This window comes from Salegentibacter sp. BLCTC, assembly GCF_015143665.1.
GTDB classification, from domain to species: domain Bacteria; phylum Bacteroidota; class Bacteroidia; order Flavobacteriales; family Flavobacteriaceae; genus Salegentibacter; species Salegentibacter maritimus.
The window spans coordinates 181,398-207,617 of the sequence record NZ_WYEW01000001.1; the positions used below are offsets into that span (position 1 = coordinate 181,398).

The window sequence follows — 26,220 nt, forward strand, 5'->3', positions numbered from 1 at the left end:
GGGGGCATTAAAAAGGATAGCCAATAGCAAAGTTTAACACAGGATTTGCGTAATCAAATTCCCAACGCTCGCCTTCTTTTAGACTAGGATCGTGCAGTGGTGCCGCGAGATCTACCCGAATCACGAAACTTTGAATATCTACCCTTAGTCCAAAACCGGTACCAATCCCCAATTCATTCATAAAATCTTTACTAAATTTCCCGCCTTCTAGAGTACTATTTTCACCTGTATACCAAACATTGCCGGCATCGGCAAAAACAGCCCCATATAAATATGGGAAAAGCGGAAAACGATATTCTAAATTTGCCTCAAGTCTTATATTTCCGGCCTGGTCGAAAAAAGCACCATCTTCCCCGGGCGGTGTGTAGGTTCCGGGGCCCAAAGAGCGAGTATTGAAGGCCCTTACGCTATATGGTCCCCCGGCAAAATATTGTTTGGTAAATGGTAAAACATCAGAATTTCCGTAAGGCAAACCATAACCGGCAAACAACCTTGATGCTATTTTTGAATCCCGGCCTGTTTTTAAATGATATCTAAAATCAATATCGGCCTTTGCATATTGTGCATATTTTAAACCTAAAAATGTTTGGGGATCTTCTTCGCTATGGCCGCTAATTGCATCTACTAAATTTCCGGCAATATCAAGGGTTGAATTAAGAAAAAACTGATGTCTTTTATTTTCATCTATATGCCCATTGTAAGTAAAAGAATAGGTTAACCCGGCAATAAATTCTTGATTAAAACTGTTTTGTAAAAAAGGATTATCCTCAAGAATTTTTTCAAACTCTTCACTGGTTTTTCCCAGGTTTACATAGTTTACAGATACAGGATTAAACTCGTGGGTAACATATCTATTAGCATTCCAGATATAACCAAACCTGGCCGATACCGAACCAAGCCTGAAAAGTTGACTTCTATTAAGATAATCAAAGCCTAAACTGGCTTTGGTTTTAGGGATGGAATAAGAAAAATAGTTTTTATCAAATTTTATTGGAAATAGCATTCGTGGAAAAATCAAATCGCCTTCTAATCCTATTTGAATACTGTTTAAACCTGCCTGGGTGCCTCCACCTACCTGAAATTCATACCCGAAATCTCCGGTAATATTTAAAACTTCACCTCCTTTAAAAAGATTTCTATTGGTATAACCTAAAGCCAGGCTTGGCCCGGTAAAACCGTTAGATTTTGTTACTGCCCTAACTTCTGCCCGTAGAGATCGTTTGTTTAAAGGAGACAAATAAATATTGGTTTCCAAAACGCCAAGGCTATCTGTAGAAAGGCTATCTATTTCCCGGTAATTGATATTCACAAATTTGTAAGCACCTATGTTCCCCAACCTTCTCGCAGTATTTCTAGAGGTTTCTGGATCGTAAAGTTGACCTTCCTCAATTAGCAAATAAGGGTCTAAGTGCTTAGGTTTAAAGAAAAGCTCTTTTTGAAAAAAGTTCTTTTCAGCATAGCGTGTTTTAGCTGTAGAACTATCGGTTCCAACCTCGTATTTAGGGTATACGTTAACGCTCTTAATTTTATAAGGAATAATACTTTGAGTTGGCACATCTTTTTTTAACCTCAGAAATAAATCAAATTTTTTTTGCGCATATTGATTGGTATCGGCTTCAAATATTAAAAACCCTGAATTAAAATTATAATATCCCCTGGCCTTTAATTCCCTATCAATTCTTTCCCTTTCCAGTTTCATTGCAGAAAGATCAAATCGCATTCCTTTTTCAATAGGTGAGTTTTTTAAACTAGTACTTATCTCCTTATAAATTTGAAGACTATCTGAATCTAACTTATATTTTTCTAGCAAATACGGTGTGGGAACTTCAACAGCATAAGCCACTTGCATCTCCTTTTTCTCTTCATTTTTATTGGTTGTAGAAACTATTGAACTATAAAAGAAACCCCGGTTTTGAAGCCTGTTCTTAATTAAATCTTCGGTTCGAACAGGCTCTACATCACTGGCATACACCGGCTCCTCGCCAATTTTCTTATTTAGAAACTTATTGATAAAGCCCGGTTTCTCCCGTTGCGCTTTATAATAAAAATATAAGCCCGGTTGCATTCCTAAAAAAGAGCTGTTAGGCTCCGGACTTAAAACAGACTCCAATTCGGCTTTCAACGAAGACTTATTTTTAATTATGGTATCACTTTCTAGTGTAATTTCAGCACCAGTATATAGCAATTCTCCCTCGGGAATAAATTTCTTTACGTTACAAGCCTGAAACAGCAAAGACATTAAACAGATGCTAATAATATTTTTAAAATGAATTTTCATTTATACCTAATTTCTATCTCGTATTTTAAATTTACTATACCCCAATATACTATCGCTAAAGCTTCGCTACTTTTCAGTTGAAAATCAATAGAATTTATTCCTTTTTATCTTCGATTGTAATTTCTTCCTCTTCTTTTAAAAAGAAATTATCCCATAATTCCTGAAATTCGTTGAATTCACGGGTGAAAATAAAAGCAATTCCGCTAACAATGAGTTGCCCATCTATAACATTTTCAAACTCATTTCTTCTAAAACCTTTTAATCTAAAACGACCATTTTCGGTTAGTAAATACTCAATACTTACATTTCCAATTAGTGGGCTGGTTTCTTCTCCAGGCCTGTTGCCGCCCTGCACGTCAACTTCGCTACCCACACTTACAATTAAACGGTCATCGAGTAAAGACTTTTGTGCTTCTATATCTACCTGTGTGCGTTGTGTTGCCGTATTTCCCTGGTAATCGGTATAGCTGTCTACGCCAAAATTAAGCTGCACCCCGGTATCACCCAGTAATTTATCGGAAAACATATTTAATTGATCGGCCAGAGCCTGGTTTAGGTTATCGCGTGCAATAGAAAGGTTTCCACCACTATCGCCTGCATTATTAGATGAAGGATAAAAGCGATTAAGCACCAATAAAGAAAAAACCTGTTTGTTAAGTTCAGCTTCCTGGCTATTTAATTGTTGTAACCTGCCATAGACTTCTCCCCCACCTGCACCTCTTTCTTCTTCAGGCATTTGTAAACCAAAAGATAATTCTGGTTGCATTAATTCGCCGCCTACATTTAGATAAACCAAAAATGGCAAATCTCTTCTAAATTGATCACTTCCGGCTCCCTGTACTGCCATAAGCGATGCAGGAGAGGTCTCCACTTTATAAATTGCACTAACATCTAAATTAGCATCAAATGGATCTCCTGCCCAGGTAATTCGGCTGCCTTCGGCTATTTCAAATCTTCTTTTCACTAAATTATAAAGGCTCATTTCGTAATGTCCGCCATTCATTATATAACGGCCAGAAAGTGACATTCTTCCATTAGGTGAAATATTAAAGTTTAGCTCACCTTCCCCTTTCACTCTAAAATTATCACCGGTTTGTTCATTTATAATGATGTTAAACGCCGCCTTTTCATTAATATTAATTCGGGTATTGATATTATATCCGGTAAGTGTGGCCGATTCCTCCTCTTCATTTGCAGTTAAAATATCATCGGGATTTTCACGATTGGTAAAAATTACTATCCCATCCCGTTGCTGCATTGCCAGTTCTTCTTCGGGCATTACATATGTAAAATCGGTGTTAGCACCTATACTCAGGTCCATATCCAAATTAGGTACATTAAGATCTCCGGTAAGGCTGGCATCAGCATCAAAAGTGGCCGTACCGTAAAACAATTCATTGTCTTCTTTTGTTGAATTGAGGGCCTGAAAATTCCTTGCCTTAAAATTAAGGTCAAATTCAGGGTTAAGAAGATTCTCTAAAAGAACTTCACCGTTTACTACAAATGAGTTTGCATCTTTATCCTCTACTTTAAATTCACTAAAATAAATTCCTTTATTATCAAATTTCAATGTTTCCGACGGGAATTTAAACGGGGCATTAAGCAGGGCCAGTTTTATTTGCGCTTCATCAAAATAAAGTTCACCATTATATTTTGGATTTGTGGTTGTACCGCCAAGACTTAAATTTCCCGAAAGACTTCCTTCTCCATTGGTTATTGCTCCCATAGAAAGACCTTCCAGGGTTTTCATACTAATTTTATCGATATCCATTTTCATATCTACCACGGTGGTAGAATCTAGCGCCTGGATATCCCCATTCATATTAAGATTTACATTATCTCCTTTTATAGCCAGGCCAACATCATAAAAGAAATCGGCTTTTGGAGTAGAGTTTAAACTTAATGTCCCCATAGGAACTTCTAAAACATTAAGTTGATTAATTTCCAGTCCCGCTAAAATTCCAATTTTATGTAATGGATCTTCAAAAACCAGGTGCCCATTTAAGCTACCAGTAGCAAGCTCTTCTTCTGAATTCAGGTAATTAAGGAAAAGCCCCAAATCAAAATTAATGAACTCTAAGCCAATATGGTTCTTGTCTGAGAATGCAAGTTTATCACTTAAGTTTAATTCCTGATCCTTATTGCTTAATCTAAAATTATTAGCCTTTATTTCACTATCAAAAACAAGTAGTTCATTGTTAGCAGGAATGTTCCATGCTTTTTTGTTCAGAATTAAATCCTTAGGGTTTATGTGTAACTTAAGATTGTTTTGAGGTTTTGTGATTTCTGAAGATATATTAAATAATTGTTCTTCGCCCTGGATAGAAGTGATATCAAGAAATAGCTTATCTTCCGAAAGGCTTCCACTAATGTTAGTTTCTTGAATAGCTATGGGCCCGGAGTTAATTGAATTAAACCCGAAATTAAAATCGAAATTTTCGGCATCTGAATTTAATTTGAATTCAAGGCTGTCAATTTCACTATCATAATAATTTATATAAGGTAAGCTAACCAGGGCATCAAGCTTCTTCTCTTTTTCATTAAAATTGGCCTCAATATTCACAGTATCCAATTGTTCTAGATTAGCCAGGAAAACTTCACCCAAAACAGGCGCATTCGTAATGCTGGCACGTAATTTTAATTTTACCGGATCTTGGAGTGTATCCACGGTTTTTTCTTCATTAAAATAAGACTCATAATGTCTATTCAAAGCTGCAATAAGATCTGCAGGGTCTGCATTAGATTTTAAGTCTAATTCCAGTATTTTATTAGTAATCTGCACCGAAGTGGAATCTGGCAGAACAAAAGCCCGGGCATTCAAATTTCCCGGAAGATATGTGTTATTATCATAAACAACCACTGCCTCGGTAACATCGGCATAGGTTTTATATTCCTTAGCATTCCCTTCAAAGGCCGCATTTAACTTGAGTCCTAACCTAATATCCCGGGACGCAATGCCTAATTCCTGCAATCTTGCCCCTTTAAGATCCAGAGTAAGGTCGGCTTTTGGATTTACAGAATCTAATTCTACCTGCGAATTAAGCTCTAATTCTAGGTTTTCATCTTTATAACTTGAAGCTATATCACCATTTCCATCTATGATTTCTCCGGAAATTTTAAGGTCTTCTATTATATAATTATTGTAAGAAAAGGATTGTATGTTTGCGTCTAGGTTGGCGTTTAATGTATTCACGCTACTTCCGCTTCCAAAAGCTTTTAACTCCAGATTTAAAACACCCAGGCTTTCATTTTTCAAAAGGTTTCCAAGCTCAAGTTCCTCAGAGGTTAGTTTTCCTTTAAATGCAATCTCTTCATTATTACTAAAGTTTCCGTCTACACGAATATTCCCGTTAGAAGTTTGCAAAAATGCTTTTGTAGACAAGTCTTTCAGGTTTCCATTGAGGTTTCCGCCTAGTTGAATATTTTCAGGAATTTGTATACCAAGATCTTTTTCGCTTATAAAACCGGTAAGATCGGTTTTTTTAGATTCTGCCCTAAAATTAGGAATATCAAAGCCTATTTCATTGGTATTATTGGCATTATAAATAGTCCCGTTAGCAAAAAATGAAGTGTTTTTCCAATTAAGCTTAGTTCTGGATATCCCAATAGCAGAGAGTTTACCGGAGGCTTTAAGATTCCCATAAAGCTTATTAGAGGCCAATTCTTTTACGTAAGGATTGGATTTTAAACCCGGCTGAAAACGAAAAACTTCACGTATGTCTACTAAAAACTTTGGTAAATCGACCGAAATTTTTGCTGTTTCGTAATTAGCAATCAACTCTTTAACCGAATTATATTGCAACCCGATATTACCGGCCAATTGATTTCCATTTAAGGCCATTTCAAGATCGGAAAGGCTTGCATATGTATCTTCAAAGTTTAGATTAAACTGAAGTTTATTTAAATTTAGCCCTGAAGCTTCCTTAAAATTTAAAGCAGCTACTTCTACTCCTGCTTTCTTGTTTTTAAGGAATATGTTATTTGAACTAAAATTTAAGGAATCCAAAACCAGGGCGTCAGCTTTAAATTCTCCCAATTTTGGTTGTGCCTGGTCAACCAAATAACTTAGCTTATTATTAGCAAACTTTATTTCATCTACATTTACTTGCCATTCTGGCCAGCTAAAAGGAGTTGCTTCGGTTATACTATCTTGCGCACTTCCCAGATCTTTCATACTAAGTTTTATTTCAGAATTTTGGAGTGCGATTGTATTGATCTTAACATCCTGTTTTTTAAGATCAATCAAAGGAGCTTCGGCTAAAAAATCCTGTATATTTAGGTTGGCGTTAATTCCATCGGGAGCAGCATTATAATTCAACAAAACATTTTCCAGCTTTAGGTTATCTACCACCAAATATGGCATGGGCGCAGGCTCTTCGTTTTCTGTTGCGGGAAAAGCTTTATTTTGGGAATAGGTTATTGTTGTATTCCTAATACCGGCATTTTCAACCCGAAAATCCATTTTTTCAAGATCGGTTTTTTCAAATTCCAGGAAAAGTTCGCCCAGGGATAATCTGGTATCAATGCCCATAACGTCGTCCTTAAAATTAATATCGAAATCCTTTAAGTTTATATTTCCAATATTAATTTCCTGGGAAGCTGAAGTGTCTTTTGAAGTTTGGTTAGCATTGGCCTGCTGAGTAGTATCGCTTGCAAAAGCTTGCATTAAAAACTCGTAATTAAATCCGTTAAGGCTGTCATTTCTAACAACATTAGCTTTTAGACCATTCCAATCTAAATTGTCTATGCTTATGGCGTTTCCTTTTATAATTGGCCAAATAGGAATATCAGCTTCTATAGATTTCGAGTAAATTAGAGTGTCTCCTTTTTTGTCTTCAAGGTAAAGACCATCTAGTTGAATATCTCCGGAAAAGGTAATAAAAAGTTTATCTATAGAAATCTCAGTATCAGTCTTAGCAGTAATATTATTAATCACCTGATTTTTGATGACATCCTGCCCCCACGGACTTCTAATAAAAAGCAATAAAAGCAGTATAAAAATAAAAAGCCCCGCAAAGAATTTTACGAGGATCTTAAAAATACGATATCTACCTTTCTTTTCCTTTTGTCTCTTTTCCAAATCCTAATATCACTTAGTATATCAAATTTATTCTATTGATAAGATAAATTAAACTTTTTATGCTTAAGATTTAGTTAATATAAAGGCGGCTGTGCTTAACTTTAATTCTTGCTCCCTCATAAAAGTTGTGGTTTTATTGCACAGTTTTTGTCATATTTCTACAAAAGAAAAAGTTAAAACGATTTTCTACAAAAACCTTCAAAAGCCCCCTTTATTCTTCAAAAGTATCTGAAAATCAACAAACAAAAATTATTAATATTATTCACAAAGACTAAGTTTACAGGTTTTGGTATAGTTCTGGCTCATTTTTGAGCGCCTAAAAAATTTAAAAGGCCTAATTAAAAAATCCGAAATAATTATGAAAAGAACAATCACAGTTACAGTATTAGCTGCAGCCATGTTAAGCTCGTGTGTATCCAAGAAAAAGTATGTTGCTTTAGAGAGCGAATTAGACGACACCAGAAGCTCGCTGCAAAAAACACAGGTGGAAAAAGAGGAAATAGAAGATAAATATGCTCGTATAGAAGCGCGAGTGGCAGATTATAACGCAAAAATTAATTCTTTGCGTGAGGAAAATGATAGTAAGATGGAAATGAACGATCTTACTGTTATGTCTAATAATAATAAGGAAAAAATGAGGGCTACCATTGCTAAAATGGACCCCGAAAAAGTAGCAGAAGCTAAAACTTTAGAAGACTCTATTAATTTAGCTGTTTCCCATAACCTAAAAAGCAATATCTCAGAAGGATCTGATGACGAAGATATTGATATTACTGTAGATGAAACGGTTGTTATGATTAATGTTTCTGATAAATTATTATTTGGAAGCGGTAGTTACAGAGTTTCAAGAAACGCACAACCTTTATTGAAAAAGCTTGCCGAAGTAATTAACTCAGAGCCTGCAATGGAAGTTATGATTGAGGGTCACACCGACGATCGTACTATGGTAGAAGGATCTTACATCCAGGATAACTGGGATCTTAGTGTAAGAAGGGCAACTTCTATAGTTCGAATACTTCAGGATAAATATGATGTCGCACCAGAAAAACTTATTGCGGCAGGTAGAAGTAGTTACCAACCTTTAGTAGATAATACTAATAATGAAAACAGAGCCAAAAACAGAAGGACCAGAATTGTAATTATTCCTAATCTGGACAAATTCTTTGCGATGCTGGAGTCCGAATAAACTAATAATTTCAAAGACTTAAAATAAACGGCCTGAAAAGTCAATTCTTTTCAGGCCGTTTTTATTTAACCAGATTTCAACCTGATATTTTACTTAAGTTTCCTTTTACTTATTAATAAAAAAGCAAATTATGTGTAAATAAGAAAAAGTATAATTCTGACGCTAAAGATAAATAGGGTCTAGTAAATTAAAAAAACTACCGGTTGAATTAAAAAGGAACTTCTAATTAAAATAACTATCAGTAAGATACTGATAAAAAATGAGATAAATAATCTAGTTTAAATAATAACTTTAAAAATCCTCCTGCAATTATAGTTAATTTTAGGAGGATTTTTTTATAAATTTTATGTTGTACTTCAACTGTGATAAGAATTAGGAAATTTATCCTTAGAACTTAAACCTTTAGATAAATTCGTCAATTCGAGTGAAATTTGTATCGAAAATAAGAATCTTTCACTTAGTTCTCAATACGATTTTTCGTAACTCAAAATCACTCGAACTGACGTTTCAAAGTAGTTTTAGTCTTTCTTTAAAAGGTGATAATCCAGGGAAAATTTACCGGCACCGGTAAAAAAAAGTAAAAGAAAGCCCGCCATATATAATAGAGGTAACTCCTGGCTACCAAAACCATCTGTCCAGTGTACAATAATGGCAGCTACAGCCATGGTTAGAATTAATGGAATTGCAGCAAAACGTGTTGCCCATCCAAGAATAATAAGGATTGCACACACAAATTCTGCAAAAACGGCAAACGTAAAAGTAACAGTTTCACCAACGCCTATAGGATCTGCAAAAGCAATCTCACCCTCTCCAAAGAACTTAAGAAGCTTAGGCACTCCGTGGGTAAGCATTAAACCTCCAATAAATAGCCTAAATAATAAAAGTCCGAAATCAGTATTTTGAAGATTAAGACTTGTAGTGTAAACGTTTTTCATAGTTTTCTAGATTAAATTTTAAAACCCCTAATTTACTTATATTCTTTTCACAACCTAAATATTTTATGCTAAGCTATAGGCACTCTGCTCATTCGTGAATGTTCTAATCTAAAATGAAAAATGGTGATTCTCAAAAAGCAAAGCTGACGTTTCAGAACAAAAACATGTATTTCGTCGATTTTTAGTGTATTTCATCGATGTAATTTGGAATTAATTTATATCTTTGAATTACGAAAATCAAATTACGCAGCTTAACGATGTTACGATTCTATACCATAGCTTTTATTTTTTCTGTGTTTGCAGTAAGTCCATTGTTTTCCCAGGCTTCTGCATCGGCAAATTTTTCTGCATCGGCAACAATTATACAACCGATTGGAATTAACACCACCAGTCATATGCAGTTTGCCAATATTGACGCGAAAAATGGCGGATCAGTAACTCTAACTCCCGAAAACACCAGAATTACTAATGGGGACCTTGAACTTGCTGAAGGTGGGACCGTTTCAGCAGCTACTTTTGAAGTTACCGGGCAAAACGGATTTGCTTTCGCTATTAGCTTACCTAAAGGAAGTCATCGTCTATCCAATGGTTCTGAAAGTATGCTCCTACAAGATTTTACTACAAATTATGACGGATCTTCATTGTCAGGAGAAAGTAAAACGATTAAAATTGGGGCAAGTTTAATAGTAAACCCAAATCAAAAACCTGGCGACTACAAAACCAACGGGGATATACAGGTTACCGTAAATTACAATTAAAGAATCTTTAATTAAATCTATCTTTTCCATTTTAGTTTTAAGGAAAATTCATTGAAACGTGCATTTCAACGATTTTTTTATTTTGATTATCGAAAATGTTTCTTTCCTATAAGGGTTTACCCCCATATTTGCACTGTTAAACATTTGAACCCAAATCAAAATTAAATCAAACTAAAATGAAAAAAATTACTTTTATCCTACTTGCTCTTATTTCTGGAACTGTATTTGCCCAGTCAGATGAAGCAACTGGAACTGCTAACGCTGCCGCAGAAATTATCAGCCCTATTAAAATTACAGATGGATCTGACTTAAATTTTGGTCGTATTATTGGTAATGCTGCCGGAGGTACTGTTACAATATCTACTGCTGGTGTTAGATCTACTGATAATGATGATTTATTAGCACCCAGCACTACAGTGCAAGCTGCATCTTTTGATGTTACAGCTGCTGAGACATATAACTACTCTGTAACTATTCCTGGAATTAGTTTAACTGGTAATGGAGACGCAATGCCTGTTACCTTTGAAAGTAGTTTAGGAAATACAGGTGTGGTAGGTACAGGTGCTGCACAAACTTTAAATGTAGGTGGTGAACTTACAGTAAACCCCGCCCAAGCTGAAGGAACTTATACAGGAACTATTAGTGTAACTGTAGCTTACGAATAATAATTTTTATTCTACATATAAATAAAACGCCGCCCGCTGTGGCGGCGTTTTTTAGTTTTAATTAGATGGTATAAGCATTATTAAATCTCTTATGAAAAATTATATTTTTCTTTTGTTTATTGGCTTATTCGGACTTAGCGTATCTGCGCAAAACTCTGCATCTGCCAACGTGAACAGTAGGGCAACGGTAATAGACCCTATTAAAATTGATAAAACTGTAGATCTGGATTTTGGCAATATTATTAGTGCCTACAATCCGGGGCAGGTAATTTTATCTCCCGATGGTTCGCGTGTGGCATACGGAGTACAAATTTCTAATGCTATTCCTGGTACGGTAAACCCCGCAGAGGCCGTAGTTACACACGGTAATAATAATTATGCCATTACCCTACCTGAACAATTTACGCTGTATAATCAGGAAAACCCAAACCAAGTACTGGTTATAGATAGGTTTACGGTGCAACCACAGGAAGGTAATATTGTAGATATTATAAAAATAGGTGCTACTTTAAACCTCGAGGCTAATCAAACTTCAGGATTTTACACAAATTCAACAGGCTTTAATGTAACCGTTTCTTACAATTAAACTTGATAAATTGCTTTAAGGTGTAAGTTCTTATTTATTATCTTTGAAATCAAAGAATTAATATTAAATCCAGCCCCACGGATATGATAAAAAAACTACTTAGTCCACTACTCCTTTTTTTCATTTTTATTTTTTCAGGATTTGCAAGCTATGCACAGGGAGATCTTATGATTATGCCCAAACGCCTGGTTTTTGATGGCTCACAGCGCTCTCAGGAAATAAATCTTGCCAATACCGGAAGCGACACTGCTGTGTATGCTATTTCGTTTGTAAACTACAAAATGACCGAAACCGGTGATTTTGAACAAGTTGAAAAACCTGAAAAAGGTCAGCTTTTTGCTGAAGATTTTCTAAGATATTTTCCAAGACGCGTATCTCTTGGTCCCAATGAATCCCAAACAATACGTGTTCAACTTACCCGAACCGGAAATTTAGAACAGGGAGAATATCGTTCACATATGTATTTTCGCGCAGTGGAAGAACAAACGGCCCTTGGTGCCGATGAAGCTGAAGAGAGTGATGGGATTTCCATTAATATTAAAACTGTATTTGGAATTAGTATTCCCATTATTATTAGAGAAGGAGACTCTAATACAAAAATTGAATTAACAGATCTTTCGCTAAATACCGAAGGAGAAAGTCCCAGACTTTCCCTTGTAATAAACCGTACCGGAAATATGTCTGTATATGGAAACCTTAGTGTTACCTATATTGCGCCCAATGGCACTGAAACAGAAGTGGGTATGGTAAAAGGAATTTCGGTATATACCCCAAATACTAAAAGGAGCTTTAGTTTTCAATTAAGAAACGCTGAGGGTATAGATTTAAGCACCGGAAAACTAAAAATTTCTTATGCTGAAGATCAGGGAGATACTTTAGCCACTAGCGAAATAAAATTATAGTTTTTTAGGGTATGAAAAAAAACTACTCCAAACCCTCTATCTTATTAAAAATCACCATTGTAGTGATAGGTTTGTTGTTTTTTGATTTTTCATTTGCCCAAAATATAACTTCTACTGAAGATGGCAACTGGCACCAAATAGTATGGAGCCCCTCTCAACTTCCCCAACCCGCCAATGATGTAACTATATCAAATTCAATAATAATTGAACAGGATAAAGTTGTTGAAATAAATAATTTAGACATTAGAAGGAGCGGTTCGTTGACCATTAATGGTACTTTAATAGTCAATGGAAATATAAATATGGACAATAATGGCTCCTATTTTGAAATGGGGGCTAGTTCACGCGTAATTATTTTTGGAGATTTTTCAGCATCAAATAAAGTAAACGTATCTATATCAAGCTACCTAATTATCCATGGCAACTTTACCAAAAAAGGAAATGAAGGCAAAGGGAATTTTGATGTAGAAAATGGAAATATTTACATTTATGGAGATGTAGATGGCTGGCCAAACTTTGGAAGTTGTGATACAGGAGAAGATTATACCGGCACCCCTCAGGAAAGCGGTTCTTGTGATTATGGTAACGAAGATGATTTTGCAAACAATCCAGATATTCCGGATGATATCATTGAACTAAGCAATTGCTACGACCTAAAGGTAGACGATCAATTTATTTCTATAGGTGAAAATGCAGTATTTACTGCTTCAGATAAAGAACTTCAAGATGTGGCTTCTTATCAATGGCAAACTAAAAATAGGGATGGAAAGTGGATAGATCTTGCTGGAGAAAATCAATTTCAACTAGAAATCCCAAATGTTCAGTTAGAAGATACAAACGCAATATATAGGGTTATTGTTCGTGGAAATAGCAACAAGTGTAGAATATCTATTTCTAATGCTGCCTTGATAAAAATAAAGAACCCCATAATAATTAATTCACAGCCTAAAAGTAATACAACTTGCCAGGGTACTGCGGTAAACTTTTATGTAGATGCCTCTGGACAAAACCTATCTTATCAATGGGAAAGAAATGATGGTGGTGATTCAGAAAATTATTTTGCTATAAAGGACAATACTTATTTTCAAAATTCGCAAACTTCCAATTTAACTGTAAATGCTCAGGGAACCTGGTTAAATAATATACGTTTTAGAGTTGTTATTAAAGATGAATATGGAAACGAAATAACTTCTGATTTTGCGACTCTAAAAGTAAATGAAAGCCCAGGAGGTGTTTATACACAGCCTAAAAATCAGGTTGTTTGTGAAGGTCATAATATTTCTTTCCAAACCTATACATCAAACGATCTACGCCAATGGCAGGTAAGTGAAGACGATGGAAACTCCTGGAGCAATCTAACCAACAATGATTTTTATAAAAATGTAAACTCCGAACGCTTAGATATCACAAATGCCCCTGCCAGTTTTAATGATAATCTATATCGTGTAGAGATTTCCAATGAAAACTGTAGAGTATATTCAATCCCGGCTACATTAAAGGTAGATCCAGACCCAATTACAAAACAACCACAGGATGTTACTGCAGAATTTGGTAGCAACGCCTTCATTGAAGCAGGAGTTACCGGTAATAACCTAACTTTTCAGTGGCAGACCTTTAGTAGCAACTGGTACGATATTGAGGATGGTAGCCATTATGCAGGTACAAAAACCAAATTGCTGGAACTTATTACAGTTGGTTATTGGCCAGAAGATGGTTCGCTCTATAGATTATTGGTAACCAATGAAAATGGCTGTATCGCCATCTCAGATACCGCAGTTTTGAATATAGGTGAAGATCTATGTAAAACAAAAAACACCTGGACAGGTATTGAAAATTCAAACTGGAATAATACCAATAATTGGAGCTGTAATAGCCTACCTACCCTGGAAACCGATGTATTAATTCCAGAAAATATAACTTCCGGAAATTACCCTGAAATAACTGCGGGCGCTAATGCTTTAGCCAGGAACTTAAGTATAGAAAACAATGCATCAGTTATAGTGACCGATAATTGGTTGCGTATTGCCGGAGATTTAACAAACAAGGGTATTTTAGCTACTGAATCCGGTAGCATTTCTTTTGAAGGGACTTCAACTCAAATTATTCCTGTAAATGCTTTTGAAAATAATCGAATTCAAAACCTACAAATAAATAATACTTCGAGAGTAACTTCAGAAGCAATTATCGAAGTGACCGGAACGCTAAAGGTTGAAAACGGGCATTTTTATACCGGGAATCAACTCACATTAATTTCAAATGAGATCCAAACAGCCCTTATTGATGGTAGCGGAAATGGCGAGGTAATTGGGCAAGTAAGCATGCAACGTTATTTGGATAAAGCTTTTGGTTATAAATATTTTAGTACTCCTTTTAAAAATACTGTGGTGGGAGATTTTGGGTCTTTTATGAATTTTACCGATCCAGTAACTGGTTTCCCAAATTTCTACCGTTATAACGAAAACCGAAGGGTAGAAAACCTAAACCTTGATGCCAGCGGATGGGAATCATATGCAAATACCACAAATACACTTAATACTGCAGAAGGCTATGCACTTAATTTAGGCAAAAATACAGCCTCTCAAACTATAGAATTAACCGGTGAGGTAAACAATGGTAGTGTTTCGGTACGCCAGCTAGAAAATAATCACCGAAAATATACCCGCGGTTTCCATTTAGTGGGCAACCCCTACCCCTCTCCTATAGATTGGGATGCTCCCCAGGGCTGGATAAGAAATAATATTGATAACGGTATTTACTTTTTTACTGCTAGTGATACCAACCAATATACCGGTACTTACACCGCTTATGTAAATGATATTTCTACAGGAAATATTAACACTCCTAACATTATTCCTTCTATGCAGGGCTTTTTTATTAAAGTGAGCGATTCTGATACTCAAGAGAAAGTAATTGGAAGCTTCGGGATGGATAACAGGGTGCGTACAAACAATTTTGGCCAGCAATTCTATAGGTCTCAAATTAACAGCCAGAAATCCCTAATTCGCCTGGAAGCCGGTTTTAAGGGCGCTAAGGATAGAGATGCTATGATTGTCTATTTTTCTCCTTATGCCACTTCGAATTTTGAAAAGGAAATGGATGCACATAAATTGATGAATACCGACCCCAGGGTACCAAGCCTCTACAATATAAGTCAGGACAGGAAAGAACTGGCTATTAATGCTATTTCTTACCCTGAAACTAAAAGTTACAAAAAAATTCCTTTGGGAATTAAAGCCGATGAAAATGGAGAAATGACTATTGGGCTTGCCCGCATTGAAGGTTTAAATCTTAATTTCAATATTTATTTAATAGATCATTTAAAGGGTATTGGACAAAACCTCAGTAAAAAGCCCGTATATAATTTCAATATCAAAAAAGGAACGCATAATTCTCGTTTTGAATTAATGTTTTCTGAAGAAGAAGTTACAAGTCCTGCAATTGCTTTTAACGAACCTTTTGATGTAAAGGTTCAAAATGGAACTGTAGTGGTTCACCTTAATTTAGATGAAAATCAAAAAGGCATTTTAAAAGCAACGACCATTACAGGACAAATTCTACAAATAAAAGAAGCTTCAGGAACCAATGAGGTAATTTTTGAGGGTATTACCAGTAATGGCGTGTATATTATTAACCTACAGGTTGGTAAAGCTCTTTACGCAAAAAAAATAGTCATAAAAAAATAAGTAGGGCCCATGCAAAATAGAAGATTTTATAATCATACATTTTTGTTTTTACTGCTTATATTTTCAGTATTAGAAATTAAGGCCCAGGAAAATCCGCCAATTCCAATAGAGGTTGAAGTAAGGACATCCAGAAACCTCAATTTTGGTTCTTTTACCGCAGGAAGTGCAGGAGGAAATGTTACGGTAAGCTACGACGACCAACGTACCGTAGATGGTGATATTTTTGAGCTTAATTTTGGACAACCGGTTTCAGCAGCTTTATTTGATGTGTATGCCAATCCCGGTACCATTATCCAAATTGAAGATATGGGGCCTTTTATTCTGGAAAATCAGGATACCGGCCTGCAAATTCAACTCTTAATTAATAGTTTTAGTACCGGTCATAGAACCTTTGTGACCCAGGCTCCCAATGCACAAGTACCTAATGAGGTTTTTGTAGGTGGCACCTTGCGTATTCCGTCAGATAATTCCGGAAACCTACCCGGAACCTACTTTGGCACATTTACCCTTAATTTTATTCATCAATAGATAAGAAAGCTTCGCTTAATGCAAACACTCTTCTGCTCTTTTTCTGTTGGATTTTATAAAAAATTGCTTTCTGTAATAATATTCGCCTTTATTTCTGTACCAATTATTGCTCAGGAAGATTACCCCGGGTATGACGAATTAAGCGTAGAAATGATTGTTCCCAATCTTGGCACTATAGAAATACCAATCGCTATTAAAGGGCAGGATGCCTTTATTCCGGTTAAAGAACTTTTTGATTATTTAAAGATTAAAAATGAAGAAACCGAAGATGGTATAAAAGGCTTTGTTATTCATCCAGATTCGTCTTATAGTATTAATGTGTCCCGCAATAATATAATTTATAAGGACAGGGAGTTTACGCTTAATGAAGGGCAGTACATTAAAACGCCTTTAAACCTTTATTTAAAATCCAATCTCTTTGGCGAAATTTTCGGTTTAGATACAGAATTTTCTTTTAGGAGTCTTTCGGTCACTATGAAAACCGAAAAAGAGCTGCCGGTAATAAAGCAAATGCGACTTAAAAAGTTACGAAAAAATTTGAATCGTGTAAAGGGTATTGTTAAACCAGACACCACCATAGGCAGAAAATATCCTTTTTTTAAAGCAGGAACTTTAGATTGGGGAGTGGTCACAACGCAACAAAGTGAATTTGAAAATGACAATCGATTAACATTTGGCTTAGGAACCATGTTTTTAGGAGGAGAAACCAACCTGATGCTTAATTATTCCACGAGGGTTCCGTTTGATTCCAGGAATCAGTTCTACCAGTGGCGCTACGTAAATAATGAAAGCAAGTTATTTAAACAAGTTACTGCGGGAAGGATTTTTACCCGTGCTACCTCTTCTCTATTTGCACCCGTAAGTGGTGTACAGGTAACCAATAGCCCTTTCCAAAATAGAAGATCTTTTGGTACTTATACCCTTAACGATTATACCAATCCCAGGTGGACTGTAGAGCTTTATGTAAATAATATTCTTGTAGAATTTACCGAGGCTGATGCTTCGGGGTTTTACACTTTTAATGTGCCCCTAATGTACGGTAACACTGCGGTAAGGTTAAAATTTTATGGCCCCTACGGGCAGGAGCGCGTAGAAGAGCGTATCATTAATATTCCTTATAATTTTGTTCCAAAAAATGAATTAGAATATACACTAAGTGCAGGAATTGTTGAAAATGAAGACTTAAACCGATTTTCCCGAATTAATTTTAATTACGGACTAAGCAATGCCATTACCATAGGAGGTGGAGCAGAATACCTAAGTGGCCTAAGTTCTGGGGAAGTTATGCCATTTGTAAATTCTTCTATTAGGTTTGCTTCTAATTTTCTCTTTACGGGAGAATATATGCACGGTGTTAAAGGAGAAGGACTTTTAAGCTATAGAACCCCGGGAAATCTTCAAGTAGATCTTAATTATATTAAATACCACGAAGATCAAACCGCAATTAACTTTAATTACCTTGAAGAGCGTAAAATAAGTTTTTCTGCCCCCATTAGAGCTAAAAACTTTTCTATGTTTAGCAGGTTTAGTGTTAACCAAATTATTATGCCCACTACCCAGTTTACTACGGCGCAGTTGTTGTTATCTGGAGCAATAATGGGCATTAGCACTAATCTCACAACCTATGGAATATATAACGACCGGGTAAAAGAACCAACTATTTATACTTCGATTTCGCAAAATTACCGACTTCCGCACAATTTTTTGTTCTCACCGCAGGTACAATACGATTTTAGCCGAAATCAGTTTAATAATATTATTGCAGAATTAGAACGTCCGGTTTTTAAACAGGGTTTTATCAATATAGCTTACGAGCATAATCTCTTACGAAACGCCAATATTTTTGAATTCGGTTTAAGGTATGCTTTTAACTTTGCGCAAACCTCTATGACTTCAAGATTGGGGAATAGAAATAATTCTTTTGTGCAATCTGCGCGTGGAAGTTTAATCTTAGACGATAATACAGGTTATGTTATGGCCAACAACCGCACCGCTATGTCCAGGGCCGCTGTAAGCATTATGCCTTTCCTCGATTTTAATACAAACGGCAAGAGAGATCCTATGGAGCCATTGGTAAGCGGTATGGAAATAAAGAATACTTCGGGTAAATTAACATATAACGAAGATGAAACAATACTCCGAATTACCGAACTGCAACCTTATATAGATTTATTATTGGAGATTAATCCTAACAGCCTTGACAATATTGCCTGGAAAGTAAAAAACGAAAAAATAAAAGTACATACTATACCTAATCAATTTCAGGAAATTGAAGTACCGGTAGAAGTTTTGGGAGAAGTTGCCGGCATGGTTTACTTAAAAAAAGGAAATAGTATTAATGGGCAGGGCAGAATTATAGTGAATATTTTAAATAAAAGCGGAAAGTTGGTCAAGGAAATTTTAACCGAAGCTGATGGATATTTTACCTACCTGGGATTAAAACCGGGTGCTTATACCGCTGAAATTGATCCTAACCAAATGAAAAAACTTGGTTATACTGCGGGGAAAGCCATAGAATTTGAAATAAGAGTAGATAAATACGGTGATATTGTAGATACACTGGAATTTATTATTACAACCGATTAATTCAGCATATTATTTATAGGTTATTTTAAGAATTTCCAGTTTCCGGGATTCTTTACCCAGCAAAAAGTCTATTTTATCTCCAACTCTTTTTCCGGTAACCGCTTTGGCAATGGGTGCTATAAATGCAATTTTTTGTTTTTTAACATCGGCTTCATCAACTCCTACAATTTGGAATTCCTGTTTACGTCCGTCCTGCTTTAAAACTACCCAAGCTCCAAAACGAACTTCATCTTTAGGTTGATCTGTTAACTCTAAAAGCCTTGCATTGGTAATTCTTTCTCTTAGTAACTTAAGCTTACCGTCTATCACCGCTTTTGCCCTTCTTCGTTCGGTTTCATTTTCAATATTAATCCCGGCTCGATCTGCTATAAGACTCCCCTCTTCTTCCTTTAGTTCTTTTAGACCATTTGGGGTCACATAATTTGTTTGTCCGGAAGGTAACGCAGCTCTTGGCGGTATAATAGGTGCTTCTTCCTGATCGTCCTCTTTTACAAAACCTCTGCTCATAAGTGTATTTTAAGGTATAAAATAACAATTATAGAAATGAGGTGAAAATTATCTTTCTATATAAAATCATAAATATTTTAGTAGAAGCCGGCATGCATTATCTATTAGCGTATTTTTATTTTATAAATTTAAATAATGAGTCTGGAGATAGCCATATTGTTTTTTATTATTGTAGTAGTGATAATTTTGTTTGCCCTGGAAGTATTTCCTATAGATAAAATTGCCTTCTTTATTCTTGCAACACTTCTACTCACAAATCTGGTTAGCCCGGAAGAAGCTATCTCGGGTTTTTCAAGTCCTGCAACCATAACTGTTCTCGCTCTAATGATTATTGCCATAGGCCTGGAAGCTAATGGAGTTATAGATTGGCTGGCAGGCGGACTTAAAAATTTAAGAATCCTACCGGTTTTTCTAATGGTACCGGCTTTTATGCTTATTGCGGGTAGTATTTCGGCATTTATTAATACTACAGCAGTGGTTATTGTATTTATTAAAATTATCACCGAATTATCTGCACGATACAATATTCCCAGTTCAAAACTACTTTTACCAATTTCTTTCGCCGGAATTATAGGAGGAAGCTGTACCCTTATGGGTACGTCTACTAACCTTATTGTTAACGCCGTCGCTGTAGAACGCGGTATAGAAAGGTTTAGCTTTTTTGAATTTACCTGGTATGGTGTCATCTTCATGATAATTACTATAATTATGGTAAGTCTTCTAATTAAATTTCTTCCCAGGTCTGGGAAGAATAAGATTAGTGAAGATTATAATTTAGACGAATATATTACCAAAGTAATTATCCAAAAGGATTCCGGTTCTATAGGAAAAAGTATTCAGGAAAGCTTTTTATATGATAATGACGATATTGAAGTTTTAAGATTAAAACGCAACGGCATTATTAACGATTGGCCCGGGAAATTTACTACCCTTAAAGAAGGAGACCAACTACTATTACGCTGTAATCTTGAAAATTTACTAAAATTAAAGGATTCAGAAGGTTTTACGGTTATTAAAGAGGGAGATAAAAGAAAACTGGCAGACCCCATTATCGATTCTGAAGAGTTAGAAGAAAATGTACAGGTAGTAGAAATTTTAATGCTACCCAATTCCCCACTTATCGGAAAAAATATTAAAACCGTTGGATGGTACGACCTACATGGGGCAGTACCGCTGGCAATTAGAAAACGTAGGAATTTTAGAAATCCTAAAAGAAGAATTTTTAACCGCGGAAAAGATGAAATTGAATTAAGGGTTGGAGACCGCCTACTGGTAGAGGTTACCGAAAGTGCTTTAGATGAATTGCGAAAAATTGAAAATATTACAATACTCGAGCAACACAAAAATATTGAAGTAACTACAAAAACCAAGCGATTCCTTTCGCTATCTATTTTATTAGTGGTTATTGCACTTTCGGCATTTTCTATTTTTCCTATTTTAAAAAGTGCGATAATAGGTTGTTTTCTAATGATTTTTACCAAATGTATAGACCTGGGAAAAATCTATGCCCAGGTAAACTGGCAAATTATTTTCTTGTTGGCAGGAATGATTCCTTTAGGCGTGGCAATGAATAATACCGGAGCCGACCAATGGATATCAGATCAATTACTCCTGGTGTTTGAGAATCAAACCGATACTGTAATTATAGGCATTCTCTTTCTTGTTACTATGATATTAAGCGGGTTTATCTCCAATAATGCTACAGCAATTATTATAACCCCCATTGCTATAAGTATTGCAGCCAGTCTACAAATGGATCCCAAACCCTTTATCTTATCGGTGCTTTTTGCTTCTAATTTTAGTTTTTTCACGCCGGTTGGCTACCAAACCAATACCATAATTTACGGTATGGGTATTTATAGGTTTAGGCATTTTTTTATTATTGGTGGGCTGGTATCTTTAGTGCTTTGGGTAACCGCTTCCCTACTGCTTTCTACCAGTTTTTAATTAGGAATCCGGTCTAATTTCAGGTATTTTTGAAAAAACTTTATCTCGAATCTATTTGATAATTCCATATTTAAATGTTTGTATACCTAAGTTCAAACCTGGATTAATTTCTATAAATTTTCTATGAGCTTACCTAAAAACCGTCTACTTGTTATTGGCTGTGTTTGGCCCGAACCTAATTCTTCTGCCGCCGGTAGCCGAATGTTACAATTACTGCAATTTTTTCTTGGCGAAAAATATGAGATCACTTTTGTAAGCACAGCGGCCCGTAGTGAGTTTGCCATAGATCTGGAAAAGATGAATATCGCTTCTGAAGTGATTAGAATGAACCATCCCTCTTTTGACGAATTATTAAAGCAAATTCAGCCTAATTTTGTGCTCTTTGATAGGTTTATGACCGAAGAACAATTTGGATGGCGGGTAGATGAAAACTGCCCTGAAGCCATAAAAATACTCGATACAGAAGATCTTCATTTTCTAAGAAAATCCAGAATAGAAGCTTTCAAAAAAAATATACCTGCCGAGAATATTTATTTTGATGCCGACATTACCAAAAGGGAAATCGCCAGTATCTACAGGTGCGATCTTAGCCTTATCATTTCTGAAGCTGAAATGGAATTGTTGCAAAATAAATTTGAAATAAACCCTCGCCTACTTTATTACCTTCCTTTTATGCTGAATTCTATTTCGGAGGAAGAAGCACTGAATTTGCCAAACTATCAAGAGCGTAACAATTTTATAAGTATCGGTAATTTCCTGCACGAACCAAATTGGAATGCGGTGCTATATCTAAAGGAAGAAATATGGCCATTAATACGTAAGGAATTACCGGAAGCAAAACTTATTGTTTACGGGGCTTATCCATCGCAAAAAGTATGGAACCTTCATAATGAAAAAGAAGGATTTATTGTAAAAGGACGCGCAGAAACTGCTGAAACTGTTATGCAACAGGCAAAAGTATGCCTGGCCCCCATAAGATTTGGTGCCGGATTAAAAGGGAAACTAGTTATGGCGATGCAATCTGGTACTCCTTCGGTTACAACTACTATGGGAGCTGAAGGAATTAACGGAGCTTTAAACTGGAATGGATTTATTGTCAATAAACCTGAACTTTTTGCCGCAGAAGCCGTGCGTTTGTATACAGATGAAAAACTTTGGGCAGAAGCGGTACAAAATGGCCATGCCATAATTAACTCACGATTTAAAAAAGAAAAACATCAACAAAAATTTGCTACAAAGTTAGCAGGGCTTATTCAAGATAAAGATGTTAATAGAAAAAGGAATTTTGTGGGTAAAATGTTGCAATACCACAAACATAGAAGTACTTATTTTATGGCTAAATTTATAGAAGAAAAGGAGAAAAATAAAAAAACCGCCGGCCATAATTAGCCTCCCGGCGGTTTTTATTACACAAAAGGAACAGTTTCCTGTTCATCAACAGAAATCAAACAAATTGAGGCGTTTCTTGATGTTCAAATAACTTTTGATTTAACCCCTGTAGGGTTTGTATTTTATGTTTAGAAGCTACCAATAAAGAAATATTATTATTACTACCCCCATAAGAAATCATTCGAACAGGAATATCATTTAATAATTCAAACAAACGGCTGGTACTTTTATCTTCAATAAGGCCTTCTCCCACAATACAAATAATACTATGTTCTTTTTCTACGGTAATTTCTCCATAATCATTCAACTCTTCCAGAATTTGATCTAAATTTCTATCAGAATCTATGGTTAATGAAATTGCAATTTCAGAAGTGGTAATCATATCTATTGCAGTCTCATATTTATCAAAAACCTCAAAGATCTTTTTAAGAAAACCATGCGCCATTAACATCCTGTTAGATTTAATTTTAATGGCGGTAATCCCGTCTTTCGCCGAAATAGCCTTAAGTCCGCGAGAATGTATTTCGTCTGAAATTCTCGTTCCAGGAAGATCGGGTGTAAATGTATTTTTTAAGAATAACGGGATTTGCCTTTTTATAACCGGCGAAATAGTTTGAGGATGCAAAATCTTAGCTCCAAAATAAGCTAGCTCTGAGGCCTCTTCAAAACTTAATTCGGCGATGGCATGCGTATTCTCTACATATCTTGGGTCGTTATTATGAAACCCGTCAATATCTGTCCAAATTTGAACTTCATCAGCCTTTACAGCTGCTGCCAAAATAGTTGCACTATAATCGCTACCACCTCTTTTTAAAGTATTAATACTATTATTTGAATCTATTCTTACAAAGCCCTGAGTAATATAAACCTCAGTGGGTTCCAACTGTGATATGCTTTTTTGAAAAAGTTCCCCAACGAACTCAGTATCCGGGTTTTCCAGATTTGAAACGTGCATAAAGTCTTTGGCATTCAAAAAGTTATTCTGTATTCCTTGCTGAGTAAGAAAAGTAGAAAAAATATAGGTGAGCATTGTTTCACCTGTAGTGACTACTTCTGCGTAAACACCTTCTGAATACTCATTTAGAGTTAGGCTCTTTAAGGTAGTTAAAACATCGTTTACAAAACTCCTGGCATCTGCATTTAAAGTCGCATCGTTTATAAGCGCGTCAATCGTTTCTTCATGCTTATTTTTTAATTCAGAAATAATAGTTGCTATAGCTGAATGATCTTTAACCTTAATAAGGTCGGTTATCTCTACCAACTTATTAGTTACACCAGACATTGCCGAAAGAACAAGTAGCTTCTTCCCTTCGCGACCCGTCAGAATATTTTTTACATTTTTTATACTCTCAACTGAGCCTACAGACGTTCCCCCAAATTTTAATACCTTCATCTTTAAGTGTTTTTAAAATTATTTTAGATCATGCTAAAATAACTTCGTGCATAAATAGAATTTAAGCCTGCTGTGGCAAAATATATCTATCAATTTATATACATTTGCACAAAATGTTTAATATTTAACAATGAAAACAATAACCACCTGTGTTCACGATATTATTAGGCATCAGCCCTTTCTTGACGATGCTATTGCACGAGACATTATAAACTTTAGTGGACTTGCTGAAGACATTCAGCCGCAGGTAGAAAAGGAAATGCGTAAACCTGTAAAGCAAGGTTCTATTATTATGGCATTACGTCGTTACGCACCCCACCGAACCAAAGTTAATATGCAACACTTAAGGGAATTGGGAGATATTGTGGTTAGATCTGGTATTACAGAATATACCTTTTTAAATTCTAACAGCATTATTGCCAATAAAGCAAAACTTCTGGATGCGGTTAAGGATCAAAGTGGGGTATACCTAAATTATTCAAGTAACTACCAGGAAAGTAATATTTTGGTATCGTCCAGCCTTACAAACCTGGTTGAAGACTGTTTTAGGAGTGAAAGACGTGTTTCGGTAAAGGAAGAGTTATCGTCTATAACCATTGCCCTCCCTAAAAATAGTTCACAGTTTGTAGGCCTCTACTTTTATCTCTTTAAGCTTTTAGCTTATGAAGGAATACCGATTTTTGAAATGATTTCAACTTCAAATTATTTTGCGCTATTCCTGGAAAAGGAATATGTAAATCAAGCTTTTTTATTGATTAATGAAATAAAGAAGTAGCACGTCTCTCCTATTAAAAAACTATCTAAACTTATTTAAGTTGATACCACCATACAGCATTTTGATGGTTCATAGGTAAAATAAGCTGATTTTCATTGGTATCGAAAAAGATATCTCCGGCACTTTTTTCTGAAGTTAGGACTTCGGTTAGGTCGCCGTTTTTTCCTGCCAGGTATATTTTCCCACTTGCCCAATCAGATAGGTAAAAGGCTTCTTGCCCTACCGGTTGTATACCGTCTAGATTTCCTATTCCATTTTTAGAAATCTTTGTTATCTCACGGGTATCTATATCTATTTTTAAAAAATTACCATTTTCGTTCTCTCCCCACGCGGCCGCATAAAGATACTTATCCTGTGCAAAAAGCCCGTTAACATACTCCAGCCTTTTGCTATTTAAATACTCAATGATTTCTCCTTCTTTCGCCTCCGGAATCACTAAATCTAAAGCTTTACCGGGCATTAAATAAATAGCACTTTTACCTGAATCAGAAATAAAGATATTTCCCGTTTCATCTACAGTTATATCATTTAGTGATTTGGCACCTTCAACGGGAATTCTTCTAAGAATGCTTTCATTAGGAATACTAATTTCAACAAGTTCGGTATTATTGGTAACATAAAGTGTATCTTCCTTTACCAATAAACCTTTCGGGTCTCTCAATCCGGTTATCCATTTTAGGTCTATAATTTCTCCTACAGCCGAAACTCTGGAAATAAAACCATCTCCATCTTTTCTATCGGCCATATTTGAAATATAAAATTCATTTGTATTAACATCAAAAACCACTGATTCCGGATGACTAAAACCTTCCTGTTTTTTAATTAAACTGGCCTCAGTACTTTGCGCATAAATGCCAATACTCAGAAAAAGGGCTATTAAAAGCAATTTAAGTTGTGCGTTCATCCTGTTAATTTTTAATTTCAGAACCAGAAATTTAAAAAATATAAATTTAAGGTTTTAGCTAAAATACTGCTAAATATTTACCAATATTTAATTTCAAAAAGACTTTTGAATTAATTTA

At 35.5% G+C, this 26,220-nt stretch carries 17 protein-coding genes; 11 read left to right on the forward strand and 6 right to left on the reverse strand.

The genetic code is table 11. From position 1 onward, the window contains the following. Positions 1 to 7: 7 nt before the first annotated feature. Positions 8 to 2,278 carry a BamA/TamA family outer membrane protein gene (locus GUB10_RS00840; RefSeq protein ID WP_193709551.1) on the reverse strand — a complete coding sequence of 757 codons (2,271 nt, stop codon included), beginning with the start codon at positions 2,276 to 2,278 and terminating at the stop codon, positions 8 to 10. Between the two features lie 94 nt (positions 2,279 to 2,372). Next, positions 2,373 to 7,358, reverse strand: coding sequence for a translocation/assembly module TamB domain-containing protein (locus GUB10_RS00845; protein ID WP_193709552.1), 4,986 nt, complete (start codon positions 7,356 to 7,358; stop codon positions 2,373 to 2,375). Between the two features lie 358 nt (positions 7,359 to 7,716). Here GUB10_RS00845 and GUB10_RS00850 point away from each other — a divergent pair, with 358 nt between their 5' ends. Continuing rightward, on the forward strand, positions 7,717 to 8,544 hold the full coding sequence (locus GUB10_RS00850; protein WP_193709553.1) for an OmpA family protein: 828 nt from the start codon (positions 7,717 to 7,719) through the stop codon (positions 8,542 to 8,544). 518 nt (positions 8,545 to 9,062) lie between these two features. Here GUB10_RS00850 and GUB10_RS00855 read toward each other — a convergent pair. Further along, entirely contained in the window at positions 9,063 to 9,479 is a 417-nt protein-coding gene (locus GUB10_RS00855) for a DoxX family protein (protein ID WP_193709554.1), read from the reverse strand. Between the two features lie 257 nt (positions 9,480 to 9,736). Here GUB10_RS00855 and GUB10_RS00860 point away from each other — a divergent pair, with 257 nt between their 5' ends. From GUB10_RS00860 to GUB10_RS00890, 7 genes are all read left to right on the forward strand, one after another. Then, positions 9,737 to 10,237 carry a DUF4402 domain-containing protein gene (locus GUB10_RS00860; RefSeq protein ID WP_193709555.1) on the forward strand — a complete coding sequence of 167 codons (501 nt, stop codon included), beginning with the start codon at positions 9,737 to 9,739 and terminating at the stop codon, positions 10,235 to 10,237. A gap of 176 nt (positions 10,238 to 10,413) precedes the next feature. Further along, on the forward strand, positions 10,414 to 10,902 hold the full coding sequence (locus GUB10_RS00865; protein ID WP_193709556.1) for a DUF4402 domain-containing protein: 489 nt from the start codon (positions 10,414 to 10,416) through the stop codon (positions 10,900 to 10,902). Between the two features lie 91 nt (positions 10,903 to 10,993). Continuing rightward, positions 10,994 to 11,488: a DUF4402 domain-containing protein gene (locus tag GUB10_RS00870; protein WP_193709557.1), complete on the forward strand. Its 495-nt coding sequence runs from the start codon at positions 10,994 to 10,996 to the stop codon at positions 11,486 to 11,488. 83 nt (positions 11,489 to 11,571) lie between these two features. Beyond that, positions 11,572 to 12,390, forward strand: a complete 819-nt coding sequence (locus GUB10_RS00875) for a molecular chaperone (protein WP_193709558.1) — start codon at positions 11,572 to 11,574, stop codon at positions 12,388 to 12,390. An 11-nt stretch (positions 12,391 to 12,401) separates the two neighbouring features. Beyond that, the gene (locus tag GUB10_RS00880) at positions 12,402 to 16,073 is read left to right on the forward strand and encodes a T9SS type A sorting domain-containing protein (RefSeq protein WP_193709559.1); all 3,672 of its coding nucleotides are present in this window, start codon (positions 12,402 to 12,404) and stop codon (positions 16,071 to 16,073) included. Positions 16,074 to 16,082: 9 nt separating this feature from the next. Then, entirely contained in the window at positions 16,083 to 16,601 is a 519-nt protein-coding gene (locus tag GUB10_RS00885; RefSeq protein ID WP_193709560.1) for a DUF4402 domain-containing protein, read from the forward strand. 18 nt (positions 16,602 to 16,619) lie between these two features. Then, complete coding sequence (locus tag GUB10_RS00890; RefSeq protein ID WP_193709561.1) at positions 16,620 to 19,187, forward strand: hypothetical protein; 2,568 nt, start codon at positions 16,620 to 16,622, stop codon at positions 19,185 to 19,187. A gap of 9 nt (positions 19,188 to 19,196) precedes the next feature. On the opposite strand, the gene GUB10_RS00895 is transcribed toward GUB10_RS00890, so the two are convergent. Further along, entirely contained in the window at positions 19,197 to 19,694 is a 498-nt protein-coding gene (locus GUB10_RS00895; protein ID WP_193709562.1) for a GreA/GreB family elongation factor, read from the reverse strand. 135 nt (positions 19,695 to 19,829) lie between these two features. Between GUB10_RS00895 and GUB10_RS00900 the strand changes: the two genes are divergently transcribed. Next, a complete protein-coding gene (locus tag GUB10_RS00900; RefSeq protein WP_193709563.1) occupies positions 19,830 to 21,641 on the forward strand; it encodes an SLC13 family permease in 1,812 nt (603 codons plus the stop codon). A 123-nt stretch (positions 21,642 to 21,764) separates the two neighbouring features. After that, positions 21,765 to 23,030: a glycosyltransferase gene (locus GUB10_RS00905; RefSeq protein WP_193709564.1), complete on the forward strand. Its 1,266-nt coding sequence runs from the start codon at positions 21,765 to 21,767 to the stop codon at positions 23,028 to 23,030. Positions 23,031 to 23,085: 55 nt separating this feature from the next. Here GUB10_RS00905 and GUB10_RS00910 read toward each other — a convergent pair whose 3' ends face one another. Next, positions 23,086 to 24,423, reverse strand: coding sequence for an aspartate kinase (locus GUB10_RS00910; RefSeq protein WP_193709565.1), 1,338 nt, complete (start codon positions 24,421 to 24,423; stop codon positions 23,086 to 23,088). A 130-nt stretch (positions 24,424 to 24,553) separates the two neighbouring features. Between GUB10_RS00910 and GUB10_RS00915 the strand changes: the two genes are divergently transcribed. After that, on the forward strand, positions 24,554 to 25,198 hold the full coding sequence (locus GUB10_RS00915) for a hypothetical protein (protein WP_193709566.1): 645 nt from the start codon (positions 24,554 to 24,556) through the stop codon (positions 25,196 to 25,198). Between the two features lie 31 nt (positions 25,199 to 25,229). Here the strand turns inward: GUB10_RS00915 and GUB10_RS00920 are convergent, their stop codons facing one another. Further along, positions 25,230 to 26,102, reverse strand: a complete 873-nt coding sequence (locus GUB10_RS00920; protein WP_193709567.1) for a hypothetical protein — start codon at positions 26,100 to 26,102, stop codon at positions 25,230 to 25,232. Between the last annotated feature and the right edge of the window lie 118 nt (positions 26,103 to 26,220).